The sequence below is a fragment of the Pseudomonas sp. TE31087 genome (assembly GCF_057284075.1).
This window is the reverse complement of sequence record NZ_JBXVNN010000001.1, coordinates 976,010-997,481: the sequence shown is the minus strand read 5'-3', so window position 1 is coordinate 997,481 and position 21,472 is coordinate 976,010. Positions and strand designations below refer to the sequence as shown.

Below are 21,472 nucleotides of genomic sequence, written 5' to 3'. Positions count from 1 at the left end.
CTGGCCAGCTATGGGACAGCCACTTCCCTGAGCCGCCGCGCCAGTTCCAGGGCCACCCGCCCGCTGGCCGGCGTCGGCACCAGCTCGGTGAACGGGATATCGATCATGCGGTTCTCGCGCACCGCCCGCAGGCTCGAGAGCACCGGATCACGGGCCAGCAGCTGACGCTTGCGGCTGGCCGGCGACCACAGGGCGTCAGCCAGCAGGATCACATCGGGGTCGCTGCTCAGCAGCGCCTCGCGGTTGACCGTCACCCGGTACTGGTCAATCCCGCCGAGCACATTGCGCGCCCCGGCGGCGGCCAGCAATGGCGTGACGAAACCCCGCCCACCTTCGCTGTCCAGCCCCCGGACCTCGCTGTCGAGGTAGAACACCGACAGCGGCTTGCCGACAGGCGCGATCGCCCTGGCCCGCGCCAGGTCCGCCTCCATCGCCTCGATCAACGCCTGCGCCCTCGCCTGCCTGCCGAGCATTTCGCCAAGGAGGGTCAGGTCACGCCGGACATGGGCGTAGTAGTCCAGGGAATGGCCGGCACAGGCCGACTCGAGCAGGTAGGTGGCGATCCCGTTGCCGGCCAGCCGGGTTCGCGAGCTGACCCCATCGCCGAAGGCCGTGGCGAATCCGCCGACCACCAGGTCCGGCCTTTGCGCGTACAGCACCTCGCTGGCCGGATACTCCCGGGCGATCACCGGCACGCCCTGGTAGCGGCTCTGCTTGTAGGCGGCGCCGTTGTCGTCCAGGTAGGCCACACCGACCATCGACGGCCCGACGCCAAGGGCGAGCAGGAGGTCGGCCGCGTGCTGGTTGAGGGCGACGATACGTGCAGGCGTCGCCGCAGGCCGTTGCCAGTCTTGCCCGCAGTTGCGAAAGCGCTCGGCCAGGGCCGGTGTGCCACAGCACAGGGCCAGCGACAGCAACCAGGCTTTACGCATCGCATGTCCCTCCCTTGATCAGCAATCTTTCGGCGATCCTTCCGCCCTCTAGATGCGTTTTTACCAATTCCTCCACCTCCCGATCATCACGTACCCGATACCAGCAGCCGTCCGGGTGCACCGTCAGCACTGGCCCCAGGTTGCAGGGGAACTGGCAACCGGTACGGGTCAGCAGCACGCCGCCTGGCGTCTCGATCAAGTCACGCTCCAGCAGCTGGCGGCGCAAGCGTTTCCACAACGGCAAGGCACCGCGCCGCACGCAGCGTGGGCCGGTGCACAGGAACACCTGGCGGGCATGCTCGGGTATCCGCGACCAGTCCGGATCGCTGGCCACCGCGTTGACCTGGTCGCATGGCAGGTGACGGGCATGCTCGCCGACGCTGGCACACGCCGCCCGAGCATCCAGCCCGCGCCGACCCAGGGCCTGGGCCGTGATCCAGATACCGGCGCGACCTTGCGCCAGGCGCCCCAGCTCATCGCGCAGCCAGTCGAGGTAGGCGCTGTCCGAGGTGGGTTCCAGGTCCACTACCAGCAAGCGCTCAATGCCCAGGTCAAGGGCCTCGCGGATAACCACCCACAGCCCGTCGAAGCCCTCCAGGGTATCGACGATATCCCGGTCCGCCTCGCGGCCACGCAGGTCGCGAACCTCGGCGCCGAACGACTCGGCCACCGAGCCACTCGCCAGACCGGGGCCCACGAACAGCACACGCTGATAGTCCATGCTCACGCCCCTCAGAAGGTGTAGGTGTACCGCAGTTCGCTGGTGAACGGCCGCCCGAGGTTGTCGACATTGCTCGCCCGGCTGGTGACATAGTCGCGGTCGAACAGGTTCTCCACCAGCAGGCTCAGCCGGTGCTGGCGGGCGCCATCCAGGTAGCGATAGGCATCGGCATCGACCACCGAGTAATGGCCATAGTCGACGCCCTTGGAGCTGACCACGTCGCGAATGTAGCGAATGGCCCCTCCGGCACCCCACCTGCGGTCTGCCGATTCGTAGCCGAGCCGCGAGCGGGCGAAGAAACTCGGCACGTCGTTGATCGTCGCCCCGGTGCGCGACTCGGTGAGGTTACGGGTCATGTCGGCCTGCAGGCTCCATTGGTCGTCGAGCTGGATACGTGCATCGGCCTCGAAACCACGCATCTGCACCTGCCCCTGGCCATTCACCCACTGGCTGCCGTCCAGGGTGATCAGGTCGGTGATCTTGCGCCGGAACACGGTGACGCTGGCGCTGAACTCACGCGCCAGCAGCAGGCCGTGGTAGTCCAGGCCAAGCTCGGCATTGCGGCTCTTCTCGGGCTTGAGGTTGCGGTTGCCGATCTCGTCGCCAGGCTCGTTGACGAACAGCTGCTCGGCGTTGGGCAGCTTGTAGGCGCTGCCGTACTGGCCGCGCAGCTGCCAGTTGTCGTTCAGGTCGTACAGCGAGGTGAGCATGCCGACGGTGGCGCTGTCGCCGCCGCTCATGGCTTCGTGGCGCACGCCGAGGCTCGGGTGCCAGTTCGGCAGGGCCTCGATCCTGGGCCTCAATTGGACATACAGCGCATTGGCCTGGGCCTCGTTGTCGTCGATCAACAGCACGTCGTCCTGGCCCTTGAACCACTGGTTGTCGGAACCGAACACCAGCACATGGCCGCCGTCGAGCTCGGCCTTGCCCTCGGCCTGCACACCCCAGTCGGTGAAGCCCCAGTAGTCGTTGTGGTTGACCACGTTGCGGCTGCCGTCGGCGCGGTTGTTGATGCGGGTGTAGCGGGTGTCCCAGTCGTTGACATGGCCCTTGACGAAGTAGCTCAGGCGCTCGTTGAGGCGCTGCTCGAAGGTGGCGGTGGCGATCTGCTGCACGCGGTCGTTGGTGGTCTTGTAGTTGTTCACCGGCCGGGCGAAATCGAGGTTGGCGTCGGTGTACTGGTAGAACAGCTCCAGCCGCGTATCGTCGCCGAAGGCCTGGATCGCCTTGCCGCCGAAGGTGGTTACCTCGTAGCCGCGTTTCTTGTCGCTGACGTTGCCGCTGTAGTCACGGTTGCGAAACGGTTGGTAGCCGTCGGAGACGTTGTGACTGACATAGGCCAGCAGCCCCAGGTCGCCGAAACCATTGCTGAAGATCCGCTCGACGCGGGCGTCCTTGCTGTTGCCGGCGAAGCTGTCCAGGCCCAGGTTGACCTCCCCCGAAGCCTCGCGGCGCTGCGGGCTGCGGGTGACGATATTGATCACCCCCGCCACCGCCTGGGTGCCGAACAACAGGCTCTGGCCGCCCTTGAGCACCTCGATGCGCTCCACCGCGTTGGCCGGCAGGGTGTCCAGGTACAGGCCACCGTACAGGCGGTTGTTCAGGCGCACGCCGTCGAGCAGGATCAAGGTGTCGTCGTTGCGCCCGCCCAGCAGCGAGTAGGTGCCGTAGTCGAACGGGCCGTTCTTCGGCGCGACGTAGAAGCCGGGGATGAACATCTGCATCACCCGGGTGATGTCGGCGCCGGGGCCGGCGCGCTCGATCTGCTCGCGGCTGACGATCTCGACCTTGCTGCCGTACTGGGCCATGGCGGCGACCGTGGTCGACTCCACCGAGGGCGCGGCGACGATCTGCTGGTCGAGGATCAGAGGGGTGTTTTCGGCCAGTGCCAGGGGGCTGGCCAGGCAGCCCAGAAGCAGGGTCCGGGCCTTGGGGGAGAAACGTCGGGAGTGAATCACAGCAATCATGCTCTTCTCGAAAGTGACTTTCGCAGAAGCACGCAGGAGCAGGGATCGCGCACAGCCAATACCGGCCCATGCCCGCCCACCGCAGGAGTTTGCCTACCACATTCCAGGCCGGTCTCCGGGCTCGCAAGACAAGACACCTTCACCTTCCCATGGCGCATTAGCCACAGTGGTCTGTCGAAGGCATCACTTGCATACCGTTGCGGGGGCAGCACCGGACTGGCGCGAAGCGCGTACCGGTTTCCCGTTTCACCCCATGCGCGGCGGCATGGGACACCTGAAATCGGTCGGCATCTGAACACCTGGGGCCGAGAGGCGTCAAGCCAGCCAGGTGAATCGATTCGAATGTTTTTTATCGGCCAAGCACTCTAGTGTCCTGTCTCGGAAATAAGCTGTTCACTTTTGGCGGCGTCTTGGGCGCCCGGCCTGCGTTGCCACTCCTCGCCATAGCCCTGCTATGACTCGTCGCGGCGCCTTGGCCGAACACCCAAGCCACTCGCCAAAAGAGAACGTATTTCCGAGACAGGACACTAGGCAGATGTTTCAAACGCTGTAGAATCCGCACGCCGAACCTATTCTCATTCCCTTCGAGCTTTGCCGATGAAGCTGGCCCGCCACACACAATCGCAAGTCGCCTGGGTGCTGTATTTCAGCATCCTGTTCGGCTCGTTGCTGTGCGCCATGGGCCATGGACAGATGGCGGGCTTGCGCCTGGCCGGCCTGGATGACGCCGCCTGGTGCGCGGCCGACAGCAGCGGCGTGTTCAAGGGCGACCAGGACATCAGCGACCCGGTGCTGCCCGCCGGCGGCGACTGCGTGATCGCCAGCCTGTTCAGCGCCACCCTGCTGGCGGTGTTCTTCGGCCTGCTGGCCTTGCTCGCCGGGGAGTCGAGCAAACCCTTACCCAGGCAACCCGCGCCACCCCTGCCCAAGCAGCGCTGGCCACTGGTCAATCCGCGCGCCTCTCCTGCTTCGCTTCTCGCGTTCTGACATCGCCACGCCCTGCGCTGCCTGATCGGCAGCGGGCGTGCGCTCACCGATTTCAGCCAGGAAGCCTTGCATGTTTCGCATGACCACTTTGGCGCTGCTCGTTGGCAGCGCAACCTGCGCCTGGGCGCAGGATGACACCCTGACCCTGCCCGCCAGCAACGTCACGGCCACCGCCGACCACCCCAAAGAAGCCACCACCCTGGACCTTGACCGGCCTATCGAAAGCGGCTCGCGACTGAACCTCAGCGCCCGCGAGAACCCCGCCTCGGTCAGCGTCGCCGACCGCAAGACCATGGAACGCATCGGCGCGCGCAACTTCCAGGACGCCGCCAACGCCCTGCCCGGGGTCAACGCTTCGGCACCGCCCGGCTGGGGCGGCTACGTGTCGTACCGCGGCTTCAACGGTGCCCAGGTCAGCCAGCTGTTCAATGGCATCAACCTGCAGTACGGCGCTGCCGGGCGACCGGTCGGGGCGTGGATCTACGACCGCGTCGAACTGCTCGGCGGCCCCTCGTCGTTCCTCAACGGCAGCGGCGCCGTCGGCGGCAGCTTGAACATGATCACCAAGCTGGCCAACCGCGACGAGGATACCTTCGAAGGCCGCGTCAGCTATGGCCGCTACGACACGATGGAGACCTCGGTCGGCTTCAACAAGGCGCTCAACAGCGGCGACGGCCCACGCCACTACGCCCGACTCGACTACAGCCGCACCAGCACCAATGGCTACATCGACCGCCAGGAGAACGGGGCCGGCAACCTGGCCTTCTCGCTGCTCAGCGACATCAACGACCAGTTGTCGCACACCCTGGCCATCGAGTACCTGGAAGAAAAAGAGGACAGCCCGTACTGGGGCACGCCGGTGCTGCAACCGGCGGTCGGCACCCTGCATATCGACAAGCACAATCGCTTCAACAACTACAACGTCGAGGACGGCCGCTACGAGCAGCGCACGCGCTGGCTGCGCTCGATCACCGACTATCGCATCGACGACAGCAACCAGCTGCGCAACACCTTCTACCACTACAACGGCCAGCGCGATTACCGCAACCTCGAGGTGTACCGCTACAACGCCGGCAACACTGCCATCGACCGCTCCGGCGGCTACCGCCAGCGCCACGACCAGGAGGTCAACGGCAACCGCGTCGAGCTGACCCACCAGGGCCAGCTGTTCGGCCTGGCCAGCGACTGGGCGTTCGGCGTGGACTACAACCGCAACCAGCAGACCAACTACCCACTATCCAAGGGTGCTTTCGACCGCATCGACCCGAACGGCTTCCAACCCGATCACTTCCTCGACATCCCCGGCATGGACGCGCCGCGGGCCAAAGGCCGCAGCACCAACACCGACACCACCGCGGGCTTCGTCGAAAACCGCACCCGCCTGACCGGACCAGCTGTCGCTGATCACCGCGCTGCGCTACGACCATATCGACTTCGACGTGGTCGACCACGTGACCCGGGCCAAGCTGGACCGGCGCTGGGACGCCTTCACCGGCCGCCTGGGCCTGGTCTACGAGCTGACGCCCAATGTCAGCCTGTACACCCAGTACAGCACCTCGGCCGAGCCGCCGGGAGGCTCGCTCACCGGCGCCTCGATCAGCCAGGTCGGCGACTTCGACCTGAGCACCGGCCGCCAGGTGGAAGTGGGCAGCAAGTTCGACTTCCTCGATGGGCGCGGCTCGGCCACTGCAGCGGCCTATCGCATCGTGCGCAAGAACATCTCGGTGCCCTCCTCGACCGTGCCCAACACCACCGAGCAGGCGGGCCAGCAGACCTCCACCGGCATCGAGCTGGCGGCCTCGTTCAAGGTCACGCCCAAGCTGCTGGCCGCGGGCAACTTCAGCTGGGTCAACGCCGAATACGACGAATTCAACGAGACCATCGGCGGCGTGGTGTACTCGCGCAAGGGCAAGAACCCGGTGAACATCCCCGACCGGGTCGCCAACCTGTGGCTGACCTACGACCTGGCGCCGGGTTGGCAGGTCGGCGCCGACGCCCGCTATGTGTCGTCGGTGTACGCCAATACCGCCAACACCGCCTGGGTGCCGTCGTACACCGTCTACGGGCTGTCGATGACCCACGATCTGGACCAGCACGTACAGCTCAGCGCGCGGCTGCGCAACCTCACCGACGAGGTCTACGCCCGCTTCATCCACCAGACCAACACCCAGTACTACCTGGGTGAGCCGCGCAGCCTGGAAGTCGCTGTGCAGTGGCGCTACTGATGGGCCTGAAACGCCAGCTGTACCTGTGGCACCGCTGGCTGGGTATCGTCGCCTGCCTGTTCATGGCGCTGTGGTTCGTCTCCGGGGTGGTCATGCTGTATGTCGGCTACCCCAAGTTGACCCCGGCCGAGCGCCTGGCCCACCTGCCGGCACTGCCGGCGGGTTGCTGCGCCGAGTTGCCGGCGCAGTGGGCGCAGCAGCCGTTGAAGGCACTGCGCCTGACCAGCCTGGGCGGGCGGGCGCACTACCTGCTGGAGCTGGCCGACGGGCGCCGCGTCACCCTCGATGCCGCCAGCGGCGCGTCCCTGGCTCAGGCCGACGCCGCCTGGGCCCTGGCCAATGCCCGGCAGTACGCCGGTGACGCGGCACTGGCCTACCAGGGCACGGTGGACGAGGACATGTGGACCCACTCCCGGGCCCTGGACGGCGACCGGCCCTTGCACCGGGTGCGGGTGGACGATGCCGCCGGCACCTGGCTGTACCTGTCCGGGCGCAGCGGTGAAGTGGTCCGCGACGCCACCGCACAGGAACGCACATGGAACTGGGTCGGTGCCTGGCTGCACTGGCTCTATCCCTTGCGCGGCGGGTTCGGCTTCGACAACGGCTGGCGCACGCTGGTGATCGGCCTGTCCGTGCTCGGCACGCTGATGGCGGTCCTGGGCATGGCGGTGGGCATCCTGCGCCTACGCTTGCGCAAGCGCTATCGCAGCGGCTCGTGCAGCCCTTACCCGAGCGGCTGGCTGCGCTGGCACCACATCGGCGGGCTGCTGTTCGGCGGCGTGCTGGTGTTGTGGGTGTTCAGTGGCCTGATGTCGATGCGCCCCTGGGGCCTGACCGACAGCCGTTCGCAGATCGCCCTGCAACCCGGCCCGCTGCGCGCCGTCGACCTCAAGCTGCCGGTCGCCACGGCGTTGGCTTGGTTACGCGAGGAGGCAGGCTTCAACGCCGTCGAGTTGCAGTGGCAGCGCCTGGCCGACATCACCTACCTGGTGGCACGCAACGCCAACGGCGACAGCCGCATCCTCGAAGCCGGCGCGCCACCGGCCCGGGCGTTTGCCCGGCAACGTCTGCTGGCGGCCGCGCAGGCCATGGCCCCGGGCATTACGGTGCAAGACGACTGGCAGACCGCCTACGACTTCCACTACTTTGCCCGCGATCCGCAGAGTATGTACGGTTTCCAGTCCAGGCCGTTACCTGTGCTGCGTCTGCGTTTCGACGACCCGGCCGGCACCTGGGCCTACATGGACCCGGCCAGCGGCATGCTGGTGGCCAGCCATGACCGGGCGCAACGCACCGGCCGCTGGTTGTTCAACCTGTTGCACAGCTGGGACTGGCAACCGCTGCTGGCGCGGCCGCTGTTGCGGGAAGGGCTGATCATCGTCCTGAGTAGCGGTGGACTGGTGATTGCCCTCAGTGGTGTGGTGCTGGGTTGGCGGCGTTTGCGCAGGACGCTCCGTTAGCGTCTGCGTCCAAGGTATGGCATCAGGTGCGCCACTTTCTGGTGGGCTCCTATGGGACGACATGTAACCCATTGGTTTAGCTTGACTCTGTGGGAGCGGGTTTACCCGCGAAGAATCCAGCGCGGTGTATGGCACCGGCTCCGCCGGTGTTCGCGGCGGTGCGGCGGTCCGATAAACCCGCTCCCACAGAAATAACAGGGCTGGACGATCTCTCATGGAGCCAAACGTAATTCTTCGATTCGACCAGGACAGCGTGCTACCCCCGCTTCTTCTTCACCCCGCCCTGCCTGGCCTTGAACCGCGGATTGGACTTGCAGATCACATAGATCCGGCCACGACGCTTGACCACCTGGCAATCACGATGACGGCGCTTGGCCTGCTTGAGTGAGGACAGTACTTGCATGGGAACCTCCAGTTACGTAATAACATTACAATAACGCGAATCATTCCCATCTGACAATCACGCCGTAAACCACAGCTCCCTATGGCGTCAGAGCAATGATAAATGTTACGTTATTACATATTAATTGGAGATCCCCCGTGAACCCTCGCGCACCGCTTCTGGCCGGCCTCACCCTGGGCCTGTTCGGCCAACCCCTCTCGGCAGCCCAACCCCTGCTGCTGGAGGAAACCTCGATCACCGACGCCTACCTCGAAGAGCGTGCCGACGGCCCGGTGCAAGGCTATCGCGCCACCCGCTCGGCCACCGCCACGCGCACCGACAGCGATATCCGCGACACCCCGCAGAGCATCCAGGTGGTGCCCGCCCAGGTGATCAAGGACCTCAACACCACCCGCATCGACCGTGCCCTGGACTTTGCCGGCGGCGTGTCGCGGCAGAACAACTTCGGCGGCCTGACCTTCCTCAACTACAGCGTGCGCGGCTTCACCACCGGCGAGCTGTACAAGAACGGCTTTGCCATCAACCGCGGCAGCTACAGTTCCCCGGACACCTCCAGCATCGAGCGCATCGAAGTGCTCAAGGGCCCGGCCGCCAGCCTCTATGGCCGTGGCGACCCTGGCGGGCTGGTCAATATCGTCAGCAAGCGCCCCCAGGCCGAGACCTTCAGCACCCTCAGCCTGAGCGCGGGCAGCTGGGACCGCTACCGCACCGCCCTGGATGCCAACGCGCCCCTGGACAGCGAAGGCAACCTGCTGGGCCGGATCAACCTCGCGGTCGAGGACAACGGCAGTTTCCGCGATCACGTGAACAGTGAACGGCGCATTGTCAGTCCGTCGCTGAGCTGGCAGCTGTCGCCGGACACCCGGGTGATGCTCGATGCCGAGTTCTCGCGCACCGAATCGGTGTTCGACCGGGGCATTCCGGCGGTCAACGGCCAGATGGGTTCGGTACCGCGCTCGGCCTTCATGGGCGAACCCAACGACGGCAAGATCCGCAACGACAACCAGACCCTCGACCTGGCGCTGGAGCACTTTCTCAACGACGACTGGAAGCTGCGCCTGGCCAACCACTACACCCAGGGCACGCTCAAGGGCAACAGCTCCGAGCCCCAGGCCCTGGTCGGCAACACCCTCACCCGCTTCTACCGCGAGCGCGACTTCGAGTGGAACGACAACATCACCCAGGCCGAGCTGCACGGCCAGTTCCAGCTGCTCGGCTGGCAGCACCAGAGCCTGATCGGGCTTGAATACGAAAACTACCGCAACAGCCAGAAGTACCCGCAAAGCGCGACCTCGGCGGGCTATGGCCTGGACATCTACAACCCGGTGTACGGCAAGCCCAAGCCGGCGCTCACACGGGCCAACGACTTCTTCGAACGCACCGAAAGCCATGCCCTCAACCTGCAGGACCAGATCGCCTTCACCGAGCGCCTGCGCGGCCTGCTCGGTGTGCGTCTGGAGCGCATTGAACAGACTGCGCAGAACCGCTCCACCGGGGTCAGCAACAGCCAGGCGAAGGATGTCGCCACGCCGCGCATAGGGCTGCTGTACCAACTGACCCCGCAAGTGGGCGTGTTCGCCAACGCCTCGACCTCGTTCAAGCCCAACACCATCGGCACCCAGGGCCAGGTCTACAAGCCTGAAAAAGGCCTGGGCTACGAGACCGGACTAAAGCTCGACCTGCTAGACAACCGCCTGGGCGCGACCATCGCGCTGTTCCATATCGACAAGGAAAACGTCATCACCACCGACGCACTCGGCGAAAGCGTGGCGGCGGGCGAAGCGCGCAGCCAGGGGCTGGACCTGCAGTTCAGCGGCCAACTGACCGACGCGGTGCGGGTGATCGGTGCCTACGCCTACATCGATGCCGAGGTCACCAAGGGCGACGCGGCCCTGCCCAAGGGCAGCGACTTGCTGGGCATTGCCCGCAACAGTGGCAGCGTGATGGGCGTGTACGAGTTCCAGGACGGCGCCCTGCGCGGCTCGGACATTGGCGCGGCGTTCAACTATGTCGGCGAGCGCTCCGGCCAGGCCGGCAGCCACTTCACCCTGGACGCCTACAGCACGGTCGACCTGCTGGCGCACTACAAGGCCAGCGAACAGGTCACCGTGGGGCTGAACCTCAACAACCTGTTCGATCGCAAGTACTACGAACGCTCGTACAACAGTTCGTGGGTGCTGCCGGGGGAGCCGCGCAACTTCAGTTTGAGCCTGACGCTCAGTCTCTGAGCGCCGGTCATGTAGCCATGGGTGATCCGGACCTGCGTCCAAACGCCTGGCAGGCCAGCACCAGCACAAACACCCCGGCAAAGGCCATGACGATGGTCGGCGCCGGGGCGCTGTCGAGGTAGAACGAGCTGTACACGCCCACGAACGAACAGCCGATGGCGACCAGTAACGACAGCCACAACATGTGCCGGAACTGGCGCGTCAGCAGCGCGGCGATGGCCCCTGGGGCAATCAGCAAGGCGATCGCCAGGATCACCCCCGAGGCCTTCAGCGCCCCGACCACCGCCAACGAGATCAGGCACAGCAGGCCATAGTGCAGCCAGCCGCTGCGCAGGCCGACCGCATGCGCCTGCACCGCATCGAAAGTGTGCAGCATCAGGTCTTTCCACTTGGTGGCGATGACCAGCGCCGTGAGCACGGCGATGCCCGCGCACAGCCACAGGTCCTGGGGGCCGGCGCCGAGGATGTCGCCGAACAGGATATGGTCCAGGTGCACATCGGACTGGATCTTCAGGTACAGCACCAACCCCAGGCCGAACATGCCCGAATAGACGATGCCCATCACCGTGTCCTGCTTGATGCGGCTGTTCTCCTTGAGGTACCCCGTGGCCACCGCGCAGAACATGCCGGCCAGGAACGCCCCGATGGCGTAGGGAATCTGCACGATGTAGGCGATCACCACGCCGGGGAACACCGCGTGGGCGATGGCGTCGCCCAGCAGCGCCCAGCCCTTGAGCACCAGGAAGCACGACAGCAGCGCCATGGGAATGGCGATCAGCACGGCGATGGCCATGGCGTTGACCATGAAGTCGAAGCGCAAGGGTTCCAGCAGCAGGTCGGTCACGTTCATGGCTGCACCTCCAGCGCCTGGCGCCGACGGCGGCACGCGGCCAGCAGCCCGTGCTTGCGGGCGAAGACGAATACCAGCAGGAAGATCAGCGTCTGCAGCACGACGATCACGCCACCGGTGGCGCCGTCGAGGTAGTAGCTCAGGTAGGTGCCGGTCAGGCTGGTCAGGGCGCCAATGACGACGGCGATGACCAGCAACCGAGGAAAGCGGTCGCTGAGCAGGTAGGCCGTGGCGCCGGGGGTGATGACCATGCAGATCACCAGGAACGCCCCCACCGTCTGCAGCGCGGCCACGGTCGAGGCCGACAGCAAGGCGAAGAACAGCAGCTTGAGTGCGTCCGGGCGAATGCCGACTGCGCGGGCCTGCTGCTCGTCGAAGAAGGTCAGCATCAGGTCGCGCCACTTGGCCAGCAGCACCGCCAGGGTGACCAGGCCGATGATCGCCAGCTGCAGGGTGTCGCCCGGGGTGATCGCCAGGATATTGCCGAGGACGATGGTCTGGATGTTCACCGAGGTCGGCGACAGCGAGACCATGAACAGGCCCAGGCCGAAGAACGAGGTGAAGATCATGCCGATCACCACATCTTCCTTGAGCCGCGTGCGCCGCTGCAGGAACAGCAGCGCCGCCGAGGCCAGCCCGCCGGCGAAGAACGCGCCGAGGGAAAACGGCAGGCCGATCATGTAGGCGCCGGCCACCCCCGGCACGATGGCGTGGGACAGTGCGTCACCGATCAGCGACCAGCCCTTGAGCATCAGGTAGCAGGACAGGAACGCGCAGACCCCGCCGACCAGGGTCGAGACCCACAGGGCATTGCGCATGTAGCCGTACGCAAACGGCTCGAGCAGCAGTTCGATCATGCGTCGGCCTCGCTGTCGCTGCCCGGTTCGCGTCGCGCCGGCAGGCCGTTGCGCAGGATCAGCGGTCGCTCGTCGTCGCTGAACACGCTGACCGGCGGTTGCTGCGACGGATCGCCCGGCAGCAGGGCGAAGTGGCGCAGTACTCCGCCAAAAGCGCGCTCGAGATTGTCCCGGGTGTAGACCTCGTCGGTCGGCCCGTGGGCCAGCACGGTGCGCTTGATCAACACCACCCGGTCGCAAAACTCCGGCACCGAGCCGAGGTTGTGGGTCGACACCAGCATGATCCGACCTTCGCCGCGCAACTCGCGCAGCAGCTGGATGATCTGGTCCTCGGTCTTCACATCGACCCCGGTGAACGGCTCGTCGAGCAGGATCACCCGGCTGTCCTGGGCCAGGGCACGGGCGAGGAACACGCGCTTGCGCTGGCCGCCGGACAATTCGCCGATCTGCCACTTGCGCAAGGCCTGCATGTCGACCCGGCACAGCGCCGCGTCCACCGCCTCGTGATCGGCGCGCCGGGGAATGCGCAGCGGACCCATGTGCCCGTAGCGACCCATCATCACCACGTCCTCGACCAGCACCGGAAAGTCCCAGTCCACTTCCTCGGCCTGGGGCACGTAGGCCGTGCATTTGCGCCGCAGGGCACGCTCGGCCGGCAGGCCCAGCACGCTGATGCGCCCGGCGGCCAGGCGCACCAGGCCCATGATGGCCTTGAACAGGGTCGACTTGCCCGAGCCGTTGATGCCCACCAGCGCGGTGATCGAGCCCATCGGCAGTTCGAAGCTGGCGTCGTGCAACGCGGTATGGCCGTTGCGGTAGGTCACGGTGGCGCCCTGGACGACGATGCCGCTTTCCAGGGCCTGGTTGTGCTGGTTCATCGGCTGCCTGCCTGGCCCAGGCCCTGGACGATGGTGTCGGTGGTCACCCGCAGCAGGTCGAGGTAGGTCGGCACCGGCCCGTCCTGGGCGCTCAGGGAGTCGACGTAGAGCACGCCGCCATAGTGCGCGCCGGTTTCCCGGGCCACCTGGCGGGCCGGCTTGTCGGAGACCGTGCTTTCGCTGAACACCGCCGGGATGTGATGCGCCCTGACCGCGTCGATGACCGTGCGCACCTGGTTCGGCGTGCCCTGCTGGTCGGCGTTGATCGGCCACAGGTACAGCTCCTCCAGGCCGAAGTCGCGGGCCAGGTAGGAGAACGCGCCTTCGCTGCTGACCAGCCAGCGCCTGTCGGCGGGAATCTGCTCGAGACGGGCGCGCAGCGGCGCGATGGTTGCCTCGATACGCGCCTTGTAGGCCTCGGCATTGCGCTGGTAGGCCTGGGCGTTGGCCGGGTCGTGGCGCACCAGCGCGTCGCGGATATTGTCCACGTAGACCAGGGCGTTGCGCGGCGACATCCAGGCGTGTGGATTGGGCTTGCCGCTGTAGGGGCCGGCAAGGATGCCCATCGGCTCGATGCCGTCGGACACCACCACGCCCGGTACCTGTTGCAGGCGCTGGAAGAACTTCTCGAACCACAGCTCCAGGTTCAGGCCGTTCCACAGGATCAGTTGCGCCCCTTGGGCACGGCGCAGGTCGCCGGGAGTCGGCGAATAATTGTGGATCTCGGCGCCGGGCTTGGTGATCGACTCGACCACCGCAGCATCACCCGCCACGTTGCGAGCCATGTCGGCAATGATGGTGAAGGTGGTGACCACCTTGAACTTTTCCGCCGCGCCCACGGGCAGCGCCAGCAGCAAGGTGGCGAACAGTGCGCCTGCCAGGCGCCAGGGGCGGGATTGGGACCTGCTTCTATCGAACATCCGTCACTTCCACTTCGAGTCGGAGGAAACGGCTAAGGCACGGAACGGCGGCCGATCTTGTGCGCAGCCCCAGGTCAAGTGGCGAGGGTCATGCGGTCGGCTCTGCCTTGTCGAGTATGGAGAGCCGCCACACGGATGGCAAATGCGCCGACAGGTGTCACCCTGCCAGCGTCGCCAGCGCCAGTACTGGCCACCCCGCAACAGCCGTCCCGATCGCCAGCCGCGGCTGGTAGGGCAGCACCAGCACCAGCGCCAACCCCGCCAGCGAGACCAGGCCAAGCCCGCCGATCGGTCCCATGGCCCAACCCCAGGCCACGACACTGGCGGCGAAACTGGCCACCAGCGCCAGCCAGCCCGATACCCGCAGCGCCCGACGCCGCGACGACGATGGCGGCCGGCCCCAGACCTGTTTGTAGTGCCGCTCCAGCCCCAGGCACAGGGCAATCATGCCGCTGTACGCCAACCACAATCCCGTGGCTATCACCAGACCCATTTCAGTTGACCTCCGTACGGACACGCAGCGCACGCTCCGGCGCTGGCTGCCCGATTTTCCAGGCACACGCGGCCAGCAGGCCGCCGATCACCAGGGTGGTGACCTCCAGGGGGATGTAGTCGCCGCGATTGACCGTGACCACGTTCAGCAACGGCAAGCCCAGGCACAGCGCCGCCGTCAGCCCGAGCTGCTCCTGCCAGGCCTGCAACCAGGGACGCAGGCAGGCGTGCAGCAATGTCGCCAGCCAGATCAGGAAGAACACCCGCACCTCCCAACCGCCGCGCTGCGCCAACTCGAGCGGCAACAGGCGGTTGGCCCACAACAGGCCGACGCAGGCCAGCGTCAGGCCGGCCACCACACTGACGTTGATGCGCTCGGCGCCGATGTACAGCGCGGCGCCCAGCGCCCCTTCGCCGTCATGCCGGCGTCGACGCTTTACGGTGAACAGCACCAGCCCCGTGGCGATCATCGCGCAGCTGGCCAGGCCGCAGACGAAGTACAGCCAGCGCATCGGGTAGCCGCCGAACTGGGCGAAGTGCATGCCCGCCAGCACCCGTTGCGTGAGCAGGCTCGGGCGGCTCTCGGCGGGCGCCCGCAGTACCTTGCCGGTCACACCATCGAAGACCATGCTCTGGCCCTTGGTCAGCTCGATGCGATTGCCCAGCAGCGGGCGCACCTCGATCCGCGCATCGCCCCGCCCCGGGTTGTGGATCGACAGGCTGGCCAACGGCCCCAACACGCGCTCGGCCTCGGCCAGCAGCGGCGGCAACGCCGTCAACGGCGCCGGCCCGGCAACCTCCTGAGGTGGCTGGCGGCCCTGGCCGGCATGCTGCTCGGGCATGCCGCGCAGGGCGCGATTGAGTGCCTCGCGATCCCCCCCGAACAGCGCATCGGAGGCCGCCGGCATATAGATCAGGTAGAAGATCACCAGCCCTGTGTAGGTGATCATGAGGTGGAACGGCAGCACCAGCACGCCAGTGGCGTTATGCGCGTCCAGCCACGAGCGCTGGCCCTTGGCCGGGCGGAAGGTGAAGAACTCCTTGAAGAGTTTCTTGTGGATGACAATGCCGCTGACCAGCGCCGCCAGCATCGCCATCGCCGCCAGGCCCACCACCCAGATGCCGAGCAGGCGCGGCAGGTTGAGGGTGAAATGGAAGCGGAAGAAGAAGCCGCCACCGGCCGTTTCACGCACCTGCAGCGGCTCGCCGGTTTCCGGGTCAAGCGCTTGTCCGCCGCCGCCGCGACGCTGCTCACCGGTGGACACGCTGAGGGTGGGTGCGCGTTCGTTGGGCAGGCCGATGTTCCAGGTGCGGGCTTGCGGATGACGGGCCTGCAGGTAGTCCAGCGCGGTCTGCGCCGCCTCGCGGCTGTCCAGGCTGTGCGCCGGGATTTCCGGACGCAGCCAGTTGTCGATCTCCTTGTCGAACACCGCCAGGGTGCCGGTGAGGAAGATGGCGAACAGCACCCAGCCGAACAACAGTCCGCTCCAGGTGTGCAGCCATGATAGGGATTGGGTGATGGTTTTCTGCTTCATCCCAGGCGCTCCAGCAGTTGCGGCCAGAAGCCGATCAACGCCAGCGGCACGCCGAGGGCGAGGCCGGCCCAGGCGCGGGTGGCGCTACGGCAGGCGAAGACCCAGAGGATCGCGCCGGTGTAGACGGCGAACGACAGCACGGTGGCGACGATCAGGGCATCCGCCGGTTGCAGCGGCAGCAGCCGCGCCAGCGCGGCGGTGAAGGCGTAGGTGAAGGCATAGCCGCCAAGCACGGCGGCGACGATGCGCGAGAGCATGGGCCAGGCGATATTCACGGTTTGCAGTCCTTGGGGGCGCGTTGCGCCCCTTTCGCGGCACAAGGCCGCTCCTACAGAAAATCACATCCCTCTGTAGGAGCGGCCTTGTGCCGCGAAAGGGCTGCGCAGCAGCCCCGCTTGTCATCAGAACGAGGTAGTCACCGACGCATAGAACGCGCGTCCCGGCTCGTTGTAGGTGGCGGCGCCGGCGCTGGTCCCCGCCCCTTCGCGGTACACGCGCTTGTCGAACAGGTTGCTGATGCCGGCGCCGAACGACAGGTTCTTGTTCAGCGCGTAAGTGCCACCGATGCCCCAGACGTGGTACGGATCAAGGGTCTTCAGCTCGTTCTGCGCCGTGACGCTGACCTCGCGGGTCGGGTTGAACTGGCGCGGCTCCTGCTTGCCGTAGTAGGTGCCGGTCAGGCTCAGCGACAGGGCCTCGGTCACCTGCCAGTCGAGCATGGTGTTGACGGTGTACTCCGGCACCACCGACAGCGGGTTGCCGTCGCTGTCCTCGTTGGCGTCCATGTAGGTGAAGTTGGTGTTCCAGCTCAGCACCTCGCCGGCCTCGCCCAGCAGCGGCACGCCGATGCTGCCTTCCCAGCCCTTGACCACCGCGTCCTGGGCGTTGTCCCAGCGCAGGATCGCCTCGTTGGTGGCGGTGCGCCCGGTCACGTCGTTGGCCGAGACGATCTTGTTGTCGTAGTCGTTGCGGAAGTAGGTCAGGCTGGCACTCCAGCCATCGCGGGCGAAGCTCACCCCCAGTTCCTTGTTGACGCTGATCTCCGGGTCGAGGTCGGCGTTGCCCAGCACGTAGCAACCGTTCGAGCTGAGGCTCGGCGCACAGCCGTTGCCGTTGCTGCGGTACAGGTAGTTGGGGTTGGACTGGTACAGATTCGGCGCCTTGAACGCCCGGGCGATGCCGGCCTTGAGGGTGACGTCCTCGGTGAGTTTGTACGAGGTGTTCAGGCTCGGGCTCCAGTTGGCGCCGAACTGGTCATGGTGGTCCAGACGCAAGCCCGGGGTGAGGAACCAGCTTGGTGTCAGCTCGATATTGTCCTCGGCGTAGACGGCCATGATGGTGGCGTCCATGTCGGTGGGCCGCGCCCCAGCGGCGGAGGTCGGCAGCGTGGTGCCCACGGCGCGGTTCAAGGTGCTGGGGTCGTCGAGTTCCTGGTAGTTCCACTCGGCGCCCAGAGTAAGGGTTTGTGGACGCAGCAGATCCAGCGGCAGGTCCAGCTGGCCCTGGACCAGGTAGCTGTCGTAGGTGCTGGTGGCTTTCTCGTTGCCGCTGATATCACCGTCGACGCTGCCGGTCATGCCTTCGAGCAGACGGTTGTTGCGGGTCTTCTCGTACTGCGCCAGCACACGGGAAGTGCCGAAGTCCCAGTCGCCGCGATGGGTAACGGAGAAGTCCTGGCGGTACATGGTATTGGTCTCGCGACCGAGCCAGCCGTTGATGGTGCTGCCCGGCACCAGCGAATCGGTGCCGCCGGTGCCGACGTCGCCAGCGTAGATGTTGCCCTGGCGACTGAAGCCGGTCTCGAAGTCGATCGTCTGCTGGTTGTCCAGCGCCCAGCTCACCAGGGCGTTGACGTCCTTGTTGCGCACGCCCTCGCGGCCGGCGGCCAGGGACGAGCCGCTGGCGGTGTCGGTGTGGCCCTGGTTGATGTCGGCGTCGTCGGCGTCGGTCTTGTTCAGGTTGCCGTACACACGAAAGGTCAGCGACTCCGTCAGCGGGCCGGCGAGGCTGAAGGTGGTGCGTTTGGTCATGCCCTCGGCATCGTCCTCGGGCAGGTTGGTGAAGGCGGTGATGCTGCCGGTCATTTCCTGGGTCGGACGCTTGGTGATGATGTTCACCACCCCGCCCATGGAACCCGAGCCATAGCGGGCCGCCGCCGGGCCACGAAGCACTTCGATGCTCTCGACCTGGTCGGCCGGTACCCAGTTGCTGTCGCCGCGGGTGTCGCGCTCGCCGGCACGGGTGTAGCGCACCGCGTTGCGCGAGGTCACCGGTTTGCCGTCGATCAGGATCAGGGTGTTTTCCGGGCCCATGCCGCGCAGGTCGATCTGGCGGTTGTTGCCCCGCGAGCCACTGGCGCCGTTGCCGGTCAGGTTGACCCCGGGCATCTTGCGAATGATCTCGGACAGGTCGTTGACCGGCGGACGCTTCTTGATGTCCTCGGCGCTGATGATCGAGACGCCCGATGCCTGCTTCAGCTCCTGCTCGGCGGTGGCCACCACGTGGGTGTCGCTCAGTTCAAGCACCTCGTTGCCCTGGCTGTCGGTGGCGGCCCACAGGGTCGCGGGCGACGCGGCCAGCAGGGCCAGGCAGAGATGGTTGAGCTTGAATCGGGGCTGCATCGGGACACTCCTTGCGCGTTGGGAACGGTCCGGGCAAGGAGCGAGCGGGAGCACGACGATCCGACTCGCCCCGGGGCCGGCACGGGATGAGCACGAATGCTATATATTCTCATTTGAGAGTAAATCTATTTTACAATCTATACATTTCTCAGCCGCAGGCTGACCCGCAGGCCCGGTGAGCGGTTCTGCGCCCAGACCTCGCCGCCCTGCAACTGCGTGACGCTGCGCGCGATCGACAGCCCGAGGCCAAAGCCATCGCCCCCCGGACGCGCGGCATTGAGCCGGGTAAAGGGCTGGAAGATGCTTTCCAGGTGCTGCGGCTCGACGCCGGGGCCCTGGTCTTCGACCCACAGCAACCAGGTGTCGCCCTCGCAACGGCCGCCCAGGGCTACGACGCCGCCTGACGGCGAGTGGCGCACGGCATTGCGCAGCAGGTTTTCCAGGGTCTGGGCCAGGCTGTTGAGGTGGCCGAGTACCGTGCAGCCGGCAGGCAGCGCATTGCGCAGCTGTTCGGCCGGCCAGCCGGTCTCGTAGCAGACGTCATCGCACAGCACTTCCCATAGCCGGGCCACATCCACCGGCGCCAGCGGCAGGAGCGGCCGCTCGGTGTCTAGCCAGACCAGCTCCAGGGTGTCGTTGATCAGCCGTTCCATGCCCTGCACTTCGCGCTCCAGGCGCTGACGCAAGGCCTGGTTGTCCTGCTCGCGCTCGCCGCTGACACGCAGGCGGCTCAAGGGGGTGCGCAGCTCGTGGGACAGGTCGCGCAGCAAGCGGCGCTGGAATGCCACGGTATTTTCCAGGCGACCGGCCATGTGATCGAAGGCCCCCGCCAGTTCACCCAGTTCGTCGCGACGCCGGGTGAGTTGCCCGCCGACCCGCGCGGACAGGTCGCCGGCGCTAAGGGCGATGGCCTGGCGCCGCAGCACGCCCAGCGGCGCGATGACCCGGCGGTACAGCAGCACGCCCAGACCCAGTGCCAGGGCGGCTGGCAGCACCCGCTCCAGCAAGGCCTGCCACAGGTGGTTGTACTTGCGCGGATTGAGCCGCGCCGGCAGGTCCATCACCAACTGGGCCTCACCACGACTGAACGGCACGTAGAACGTCGGCGTGCCGCCGGGCCGCCCCACCGACCAGTCCAGCGAGCGCATGAAGCTGAGTTTTTTACGCTCTCGCCCGCGCAACGGCCGCGACGACAACGACACGCCATGCGGCCCGACCACCGCCGCCCACACGCCCTCCTGCGCCGTCAACGTGTCGAGAAAGGCATCCACGCCCGGCTCGCCGCCCTCCTCCCAGGCCTGCTCGGCCTGTCGCGCGTAATCGGACAGCGTGTTGCGCGCCGTGCTACCGAGGGTCGAGGTGGCCATGTCCAGGCGTTGGCTGACATCCACGTGCAGGCTGATGATCAGCAGGCTGAGCAAGGCGATGCCGCCGAGCAGCGTCCAGAACAGCGAGTGGCGATCCGGCAGCCTCATGGGAGCACGCGCTTGAGCATGTAGCCAACGCCGCGCACGGTCTCCACCCTGGCCGCGGCGTAGCCGATCGACTGCAATTTGCGGCGCAGGTGACTGACATGCATGTCCAGGCTGCGGTCATGGATCGAATAGGCGCGGTTCAGCGCCTGCTGGTAGAGGAAGGTCTTGCTCAGCGCTTCGTCCTGGGCATGCAGCAGGGTCTCGAGGATGCGGTACTCGCAGCCGGTCAGCCCGGCCCAGCACTGGTCGTGGCAGACATCGCCGCGCAGCGGGTCGAAGGTCAGGCCCAGGGCGCTGCCCAGGTCCTGATGGCTGACCGGACCTTGGCGCTCATAGGCCACCCGGCGCAACAGGGCATCGATGCGCACGTCCATCTCCGCCATGCTGAAGGGCTTGGCCAGGTAATCGTCGGCGCCCTGGCTATAGCCGACGATACGGTCCTGCTCGGCGCCCAGCGCCGACATCAGGATCACCGGCACGCGCTGGCGGCGGCGCAACTCGACGAGCATATCCAGGCCATTGCTGTCCGGCAGCAGGATATCCAGCAGGATCAGGTCGAAGCCGCCCTCGCGCAGCAGCTGTGGCACATCGCCAGTGCCGTGGCGCACGGTGACCGCGAAGCCGCGCTCGCCCAGATGGCTGCCGATATGGGCGGACAGGACGGGGTCGTCCTCGATGGCGAGGATGCGCACCGGGGCATGGGAAGCGAGAGCCGACTGCATGGATTACCTTGCGAATGATAATGATTGCTTGTCGCGTATTCTGACAAATCCCATCCCTTCGCCACAAATCCGATCGTTCCCAGCGCCGTCCCAGCGTTCCATGAAGGAAACTTCATATTTGCCGCCAGGCCCCTGGACGCGGGGCCGACCGGCGCTGCATGGGGACCGCGCGGTGGGGCTCGCCTTGAGCCCCCCTACC

Annotated in this window: 17 protein-coding genes, 1 pseudogene and 1 riboswitch; of the genes and pseudogenes, 4 read left to right on the top strand and 14 right to left on the bottom strand. The window is 66.4% G+C overall.

Going from position 1 to position 21,472, the window contains the following annotated elements:
- Positions 1-8 precede the first annotated feature (8 nt).
- From ACZ899_RS04490 to ACZ899_RS04480, 3 genes are read right to left on the bottom strand one after another with little or no spacing between them, the layout of a single operon-like run.
- Positions 9-932, bottom strand: coding sequence for an ABC transporter substrate-binding protein (locus ACZ899_RS04490; protein ID WP_234560939.1), 924 nt, complete (start codon positions 930-932; stop codon positions 9-11).
- Positions 925-1,653 (bottom strand): (2Fe-2S) ferredoxin domain-containing protein, encoded by a 729-nt coding sequence (locus ACZ899_RS04485; RefSeq protein WP_267967105.1) that lies wholly within the window; start codon positions 1,651-1,653, stop codon positions 925-927. The genes ACZ899_RS04490 and ACZ899_RS04485 overlap by 8 nt, the downstream gene beginning before the upstream one ends.
- 11 nt (positions 1,654-1,664) lie before the next feature.
- Positions 1,665-3,620: a TonB-dependent receptor plug domain-containing protein gene (locus ACZ899_RS04480; RefSeq protein WP_234560937.1), complete on the bottom strand. Its 1,956-nt coding sequence runs from the start codon at positions 3,618-3,620 to the stop codon at positions 1,665-1,667.
- A gap of 89 nt (positions 3,621-3,709) precedes the next feature.
- Positions 3,710-3,913, bottom strand: a riboswitch (cobalamin riboswitch).
- 304 nt (positions 3,914-4,217) lie between these two features.
- Here ACZ899_RS04480 and ACZ899_RS04475 point away from each other — a divergent pair.
- The 3 genes and pseudogenes from ACZ899_RS04475 (at position 4,218) to ACZ899_RS04465 (ending at position 8,292) form a co-directional block, all read left to right on the top strand.
- A complete protein-coding gene (locus tag ACZ899_RS04475; RefSeq protein ID WP_234560936.1) occupies positions 4,218-4,607 on the top strand; it encodes a DUF2946 family protein in 390 nt (129 codons plus the stop codon).
- 70 nt (positions 4,608-4,677) lie between these two features.
- Positions 4,678-6,832, top strand: a pseudogene (locus ACZ899_RS04470) (TonB-dependent receptor).
- A gap of 5 nt (positions 6,833-6,837) precedes the next feature.
- Positions 6,838-8,292: a PepSY domain-containing protein gene (locus ACZ899_RS04465; RefSeq protein ID WP_234560967.1), complete on the top strand. Its 1,455-nt coding sequence runs from the start codon at positions 6,838-6,840 to the stop codon at positions 8,290-8,292.
- Positions 8,293-8,548: 256 nt separating this feature from the next.
- Here ACZ899_RS04465 and ykgO read toward each other — a convergent pair whose 3' ends face one another.
- Complete coding sequence (gene ykgO, locus ACZ899_RS04460; protein ID WP_023632134.1) at positions 8,549-8,695, bottom strand: type B 50S ribosomal protein L36; 147 nt, start codon at positions 8,693-8,695, stop codon at positions 8,549-8,551.
- Between the two features lie 137 nt (positions 8,696-8,832).
- Here ykgO and ACZ899_RS04455 point away from each other — a divergent pair, with 137 nt between their 5' ends.
- Positions 8,833-10,923 carry a TonB-dependent siderophore receptor gene (locus tag ACZ899_RS04455; protein ID WP_234560934.1) on the top strand — a complete coding sequence of 697 codons (2,091 nt, stop codon included), beginning with the start codon at positions 8,833-8,835 and terminating at the stop codon, positions 10,921-10,923.
- A gap of 7 nt (positions 10,924-10,930) precedes the next feature.
- Here the strand turns inward: ACZ899_RS04455 and ACZ899_RS04450 are convergent, their stop codons facing one another.
- The 10 genes from ACZ899_RS04450 to ACZ899_RS04405 form a co-directional block, all read right to left on the bottom strand.
- Positions 10,931-11,773: a metal ABC transporter permease gene (locus tag ACZ899_RS04450; protein WP_234560933.1), complete on the bottom strand. Its 843-nt coding sequence runs from the start codon at positions 11,771-11,773 to the stop codon at positions 10,931-10,933.
- Complete coding sequence (locus ACZ899_RS04445) at positions 11,770-12,630, bottom strand: metal ABC transporter permease (RefSeq protein ID WP_234560932.1); 861 nt, start codon at positions 12,628-12,630, stop codon at positions 11,770-11,772. Before ACZ899_RS04445 ends, ACZ899_RS04450 begins: the two co-directional genes overlap by 4 nt.
- Positions 12,627-13,508, bottom strand: coding sequence for a manganese/iron ABC transporter ATP-binding protein (locus tag ACZ899_RS04440; RefSeq protein ID WP_234560931.1), 882 nt, complete (start codon positions 13,506-13,508; stop codon positions 12,627-12,629). The genes ACZ899_RS04445 and ACZ899_RS04440 overlap by 4 nt, the downstream gene beginning before the upstream one ends.
- On the bottom strand, positions 13,505-14,428 hold the full coding sequence (locus ACZ899_RS04435) for a metal ABC transporter substrate-binding protein (RefSeq protein ID WP_234560930.1): 924 nt from the start codon (positions 14,426-14,428) through the stop codon (positions 13,505-13,507). The genes ACZ899_RS04440 and ACZ899_RS04435 overlap by 4 nt, the downstream gene beginning before the upstream one ends.
- A gap of 157 nt (positions 14,429-14,585) precedes the next feature.
- The gene (locus ACZ899_RS04430) at positions 14,586-14,921 is read right to left on the bottom strand and encodes a DUF3325 domain-containing protein (protein ID WP_234560929.1); all 336 of its coding nucleotides are present in this window, start codon (positions 14,919-14,921) and stop codon (positions 14,586-14,588) included.
- 1 nt (position 14,922) lies between these two features.
- The gene (locus ACZ899_RS04425; protein WP_234560928.1) at positions 14,923-16,455 is read right to left on the bottom strand and encodes a PepSY-associated TM helix domain-containing protein; all 1,533 of its coding nucleotides are present in this window, start codon (positions 16,453-16,455) and stop codon (positions 14,923-14,925) included.
- Positions 16,452-16,739, bottom strand: a complete 288-nt coding sequence (locus tag ACZ899_RS04420; protein ID WP_442799925.1) for a DUF3649 domain-containing protein — start codon at positions 16,737-16,739, stop codon at positions 16,452-16,454. Before ACZ899_RS04420 ends, ACZ899_RS04425 begins: the two co-directional genes overlap by 4 nt.
- A 117-nt stretch (positions 16,740-16,856) precedes the next feature.
- The gene (locus ACZ899_RS04415) at positions 16,857-19,076 is read right to left on the bottom strand and encodes a TonB-dependent siderophore receptor (protein ID WP_234560927.1); all 2,220 of its coding nucleotides are present in this window, start codon (positions 19,074-19,076) and stop codon (positions 16,857-16,859) included.
- 137 nt (positions 19,077-19,213) lie between these two features.
- Positions 19,214-20,551, bottom strand: a complete 1,338-nt coding sequence (locus tag ACZ899_RS04410; protein ID WP_234560926.1) for a sensor histidine kinase — start codon at positions 20,549-20,551, stop codon at positions 19,214-19,216.
- Positions 20,548-21,273, bottom strand: coding sequence for a response regulator transcription factor (locus ACZ899_RS04405; protein WP_234560925.1), 726 nt, complete (start codon positions 21,271-21,273; stop codon positions 20,548-20,550). Before ACZ899_RS04405 ends, ACZ899_RS04410 begins: the two co-directional genes overlap by 4 nt.
- Positions 21,274-21,472 lie beyond the last annotated feature (199 nt).

What these genes read in the sequence shown, in the direction of transcription:
- ACZ899_RS04490 (WP_234560939.1), bottom strand. Translation starts at nt 932, where the DNA reads ATGCGTAAAGCCTGGTTGCTGTCGCTGGCCCTGTGCTGTGGCACACCG.
- ACZ899_RS04485 (WP_267967105.1), bottom strand. Translation starts at nt 1,653, where the DNA reads ATGGACTATCAGCGTGTGCTGTTCGTGGGCCCCGGTCTGGCGAGTGGC.
- ACZ899_RS04480 (WP_234560937.1), bottom strand. Translation starts at nt 3,620, where the DNA reads ATGATTGCTGTGATTCACTCCCGACGTTTCTCCCCCAAGGCCCGGACC.
- ACZ899_RS04475 (WP_234560936.1), top strand. Translation starts at nt 4,218, where the DNA reads ATGAAGCTGGCCCGCCACACACAATCGCAAGTCGCCTGGGTGCTGTAT.
- ykgO (WP_023632134.1), bottom strand. Translation starts at nt 8,695, where the DNA reads ATGCAAGTACTGTCCTCACTCAAGCAGGCCAAGCGCCGTCATCGTGAT.
- ACZ899_RS04450 (WP_234560933.1), bottom strand. Translation starts at nt 11,773, where the DNA reads ATGAACGTGACCGACCTGCTGCTGGAACCCTTGCGCTTCGACTTCATG.
- ACZ899_RS04445 (WP_234560932.1), bottom strand. Translation starts at nt 12,630, where the DNA reads ATGATCGAACTGCTGCTCGAGCCGTTTGCGTACGGCTACATGCGCAAT.
- ACZ899_RS04440 (WP_234560931.1), bottom strand. Translation starts at nt 13,508, where the DNA reads ATGAACCAGCACAACCAGGCCCTGGAAAGCGGCATCGTCGTCCAGGGC.
- ACZ899_RS04435 (WP_234560930.1), bottom strand. Translation starts at nt 14,428, where the DNA reads ATGTTCGATAGAAGCAGGTCCCAATCCCGCCCCTGGCGCCTGGCAGGC.
- ACZ899_RS04430 (WP_234560929.1), bottom strand. Translation starts at nt 14,921, where the DNA reads ATGGGTCTGGTGATAGCCACGGGATTGTGGTTGGCGTACAGCGGCATG.
- ACZ899_RS04425 (WP_234560928.1), bottom strand. Translation starts at nt 16,455, where the DNA reads ATGAAGCAGAAAACCATCACCCAATCCCTATCATGGCTGCACACCTGG.
- ACZ899_RS04415 (WP_234560927.1), bottom strand. Translation starts at nt 19,076, where the DNA reads ATGCAGCCCCGATTCAAGCTCAACCATCTCTGCCTGGCCCTGCTGGCC.
- ACZ899_RS04410 (WP_234560926.1), bottom strand. Translation starts at nt 20,551, where the DNA reads ATGAGGCTGCCGGATCGCCACTCGCTGTTCTGGACGCTGCTCGGCGGC.
- ACZ899_RS04405 (WP_234560925.1), bottom strand. Translation starts at nt 21,273, where the DNA reads ATGCAGTCGGCTCTCGCTTCCCATGCCCCGGTGCGCATCCTCGCCATC.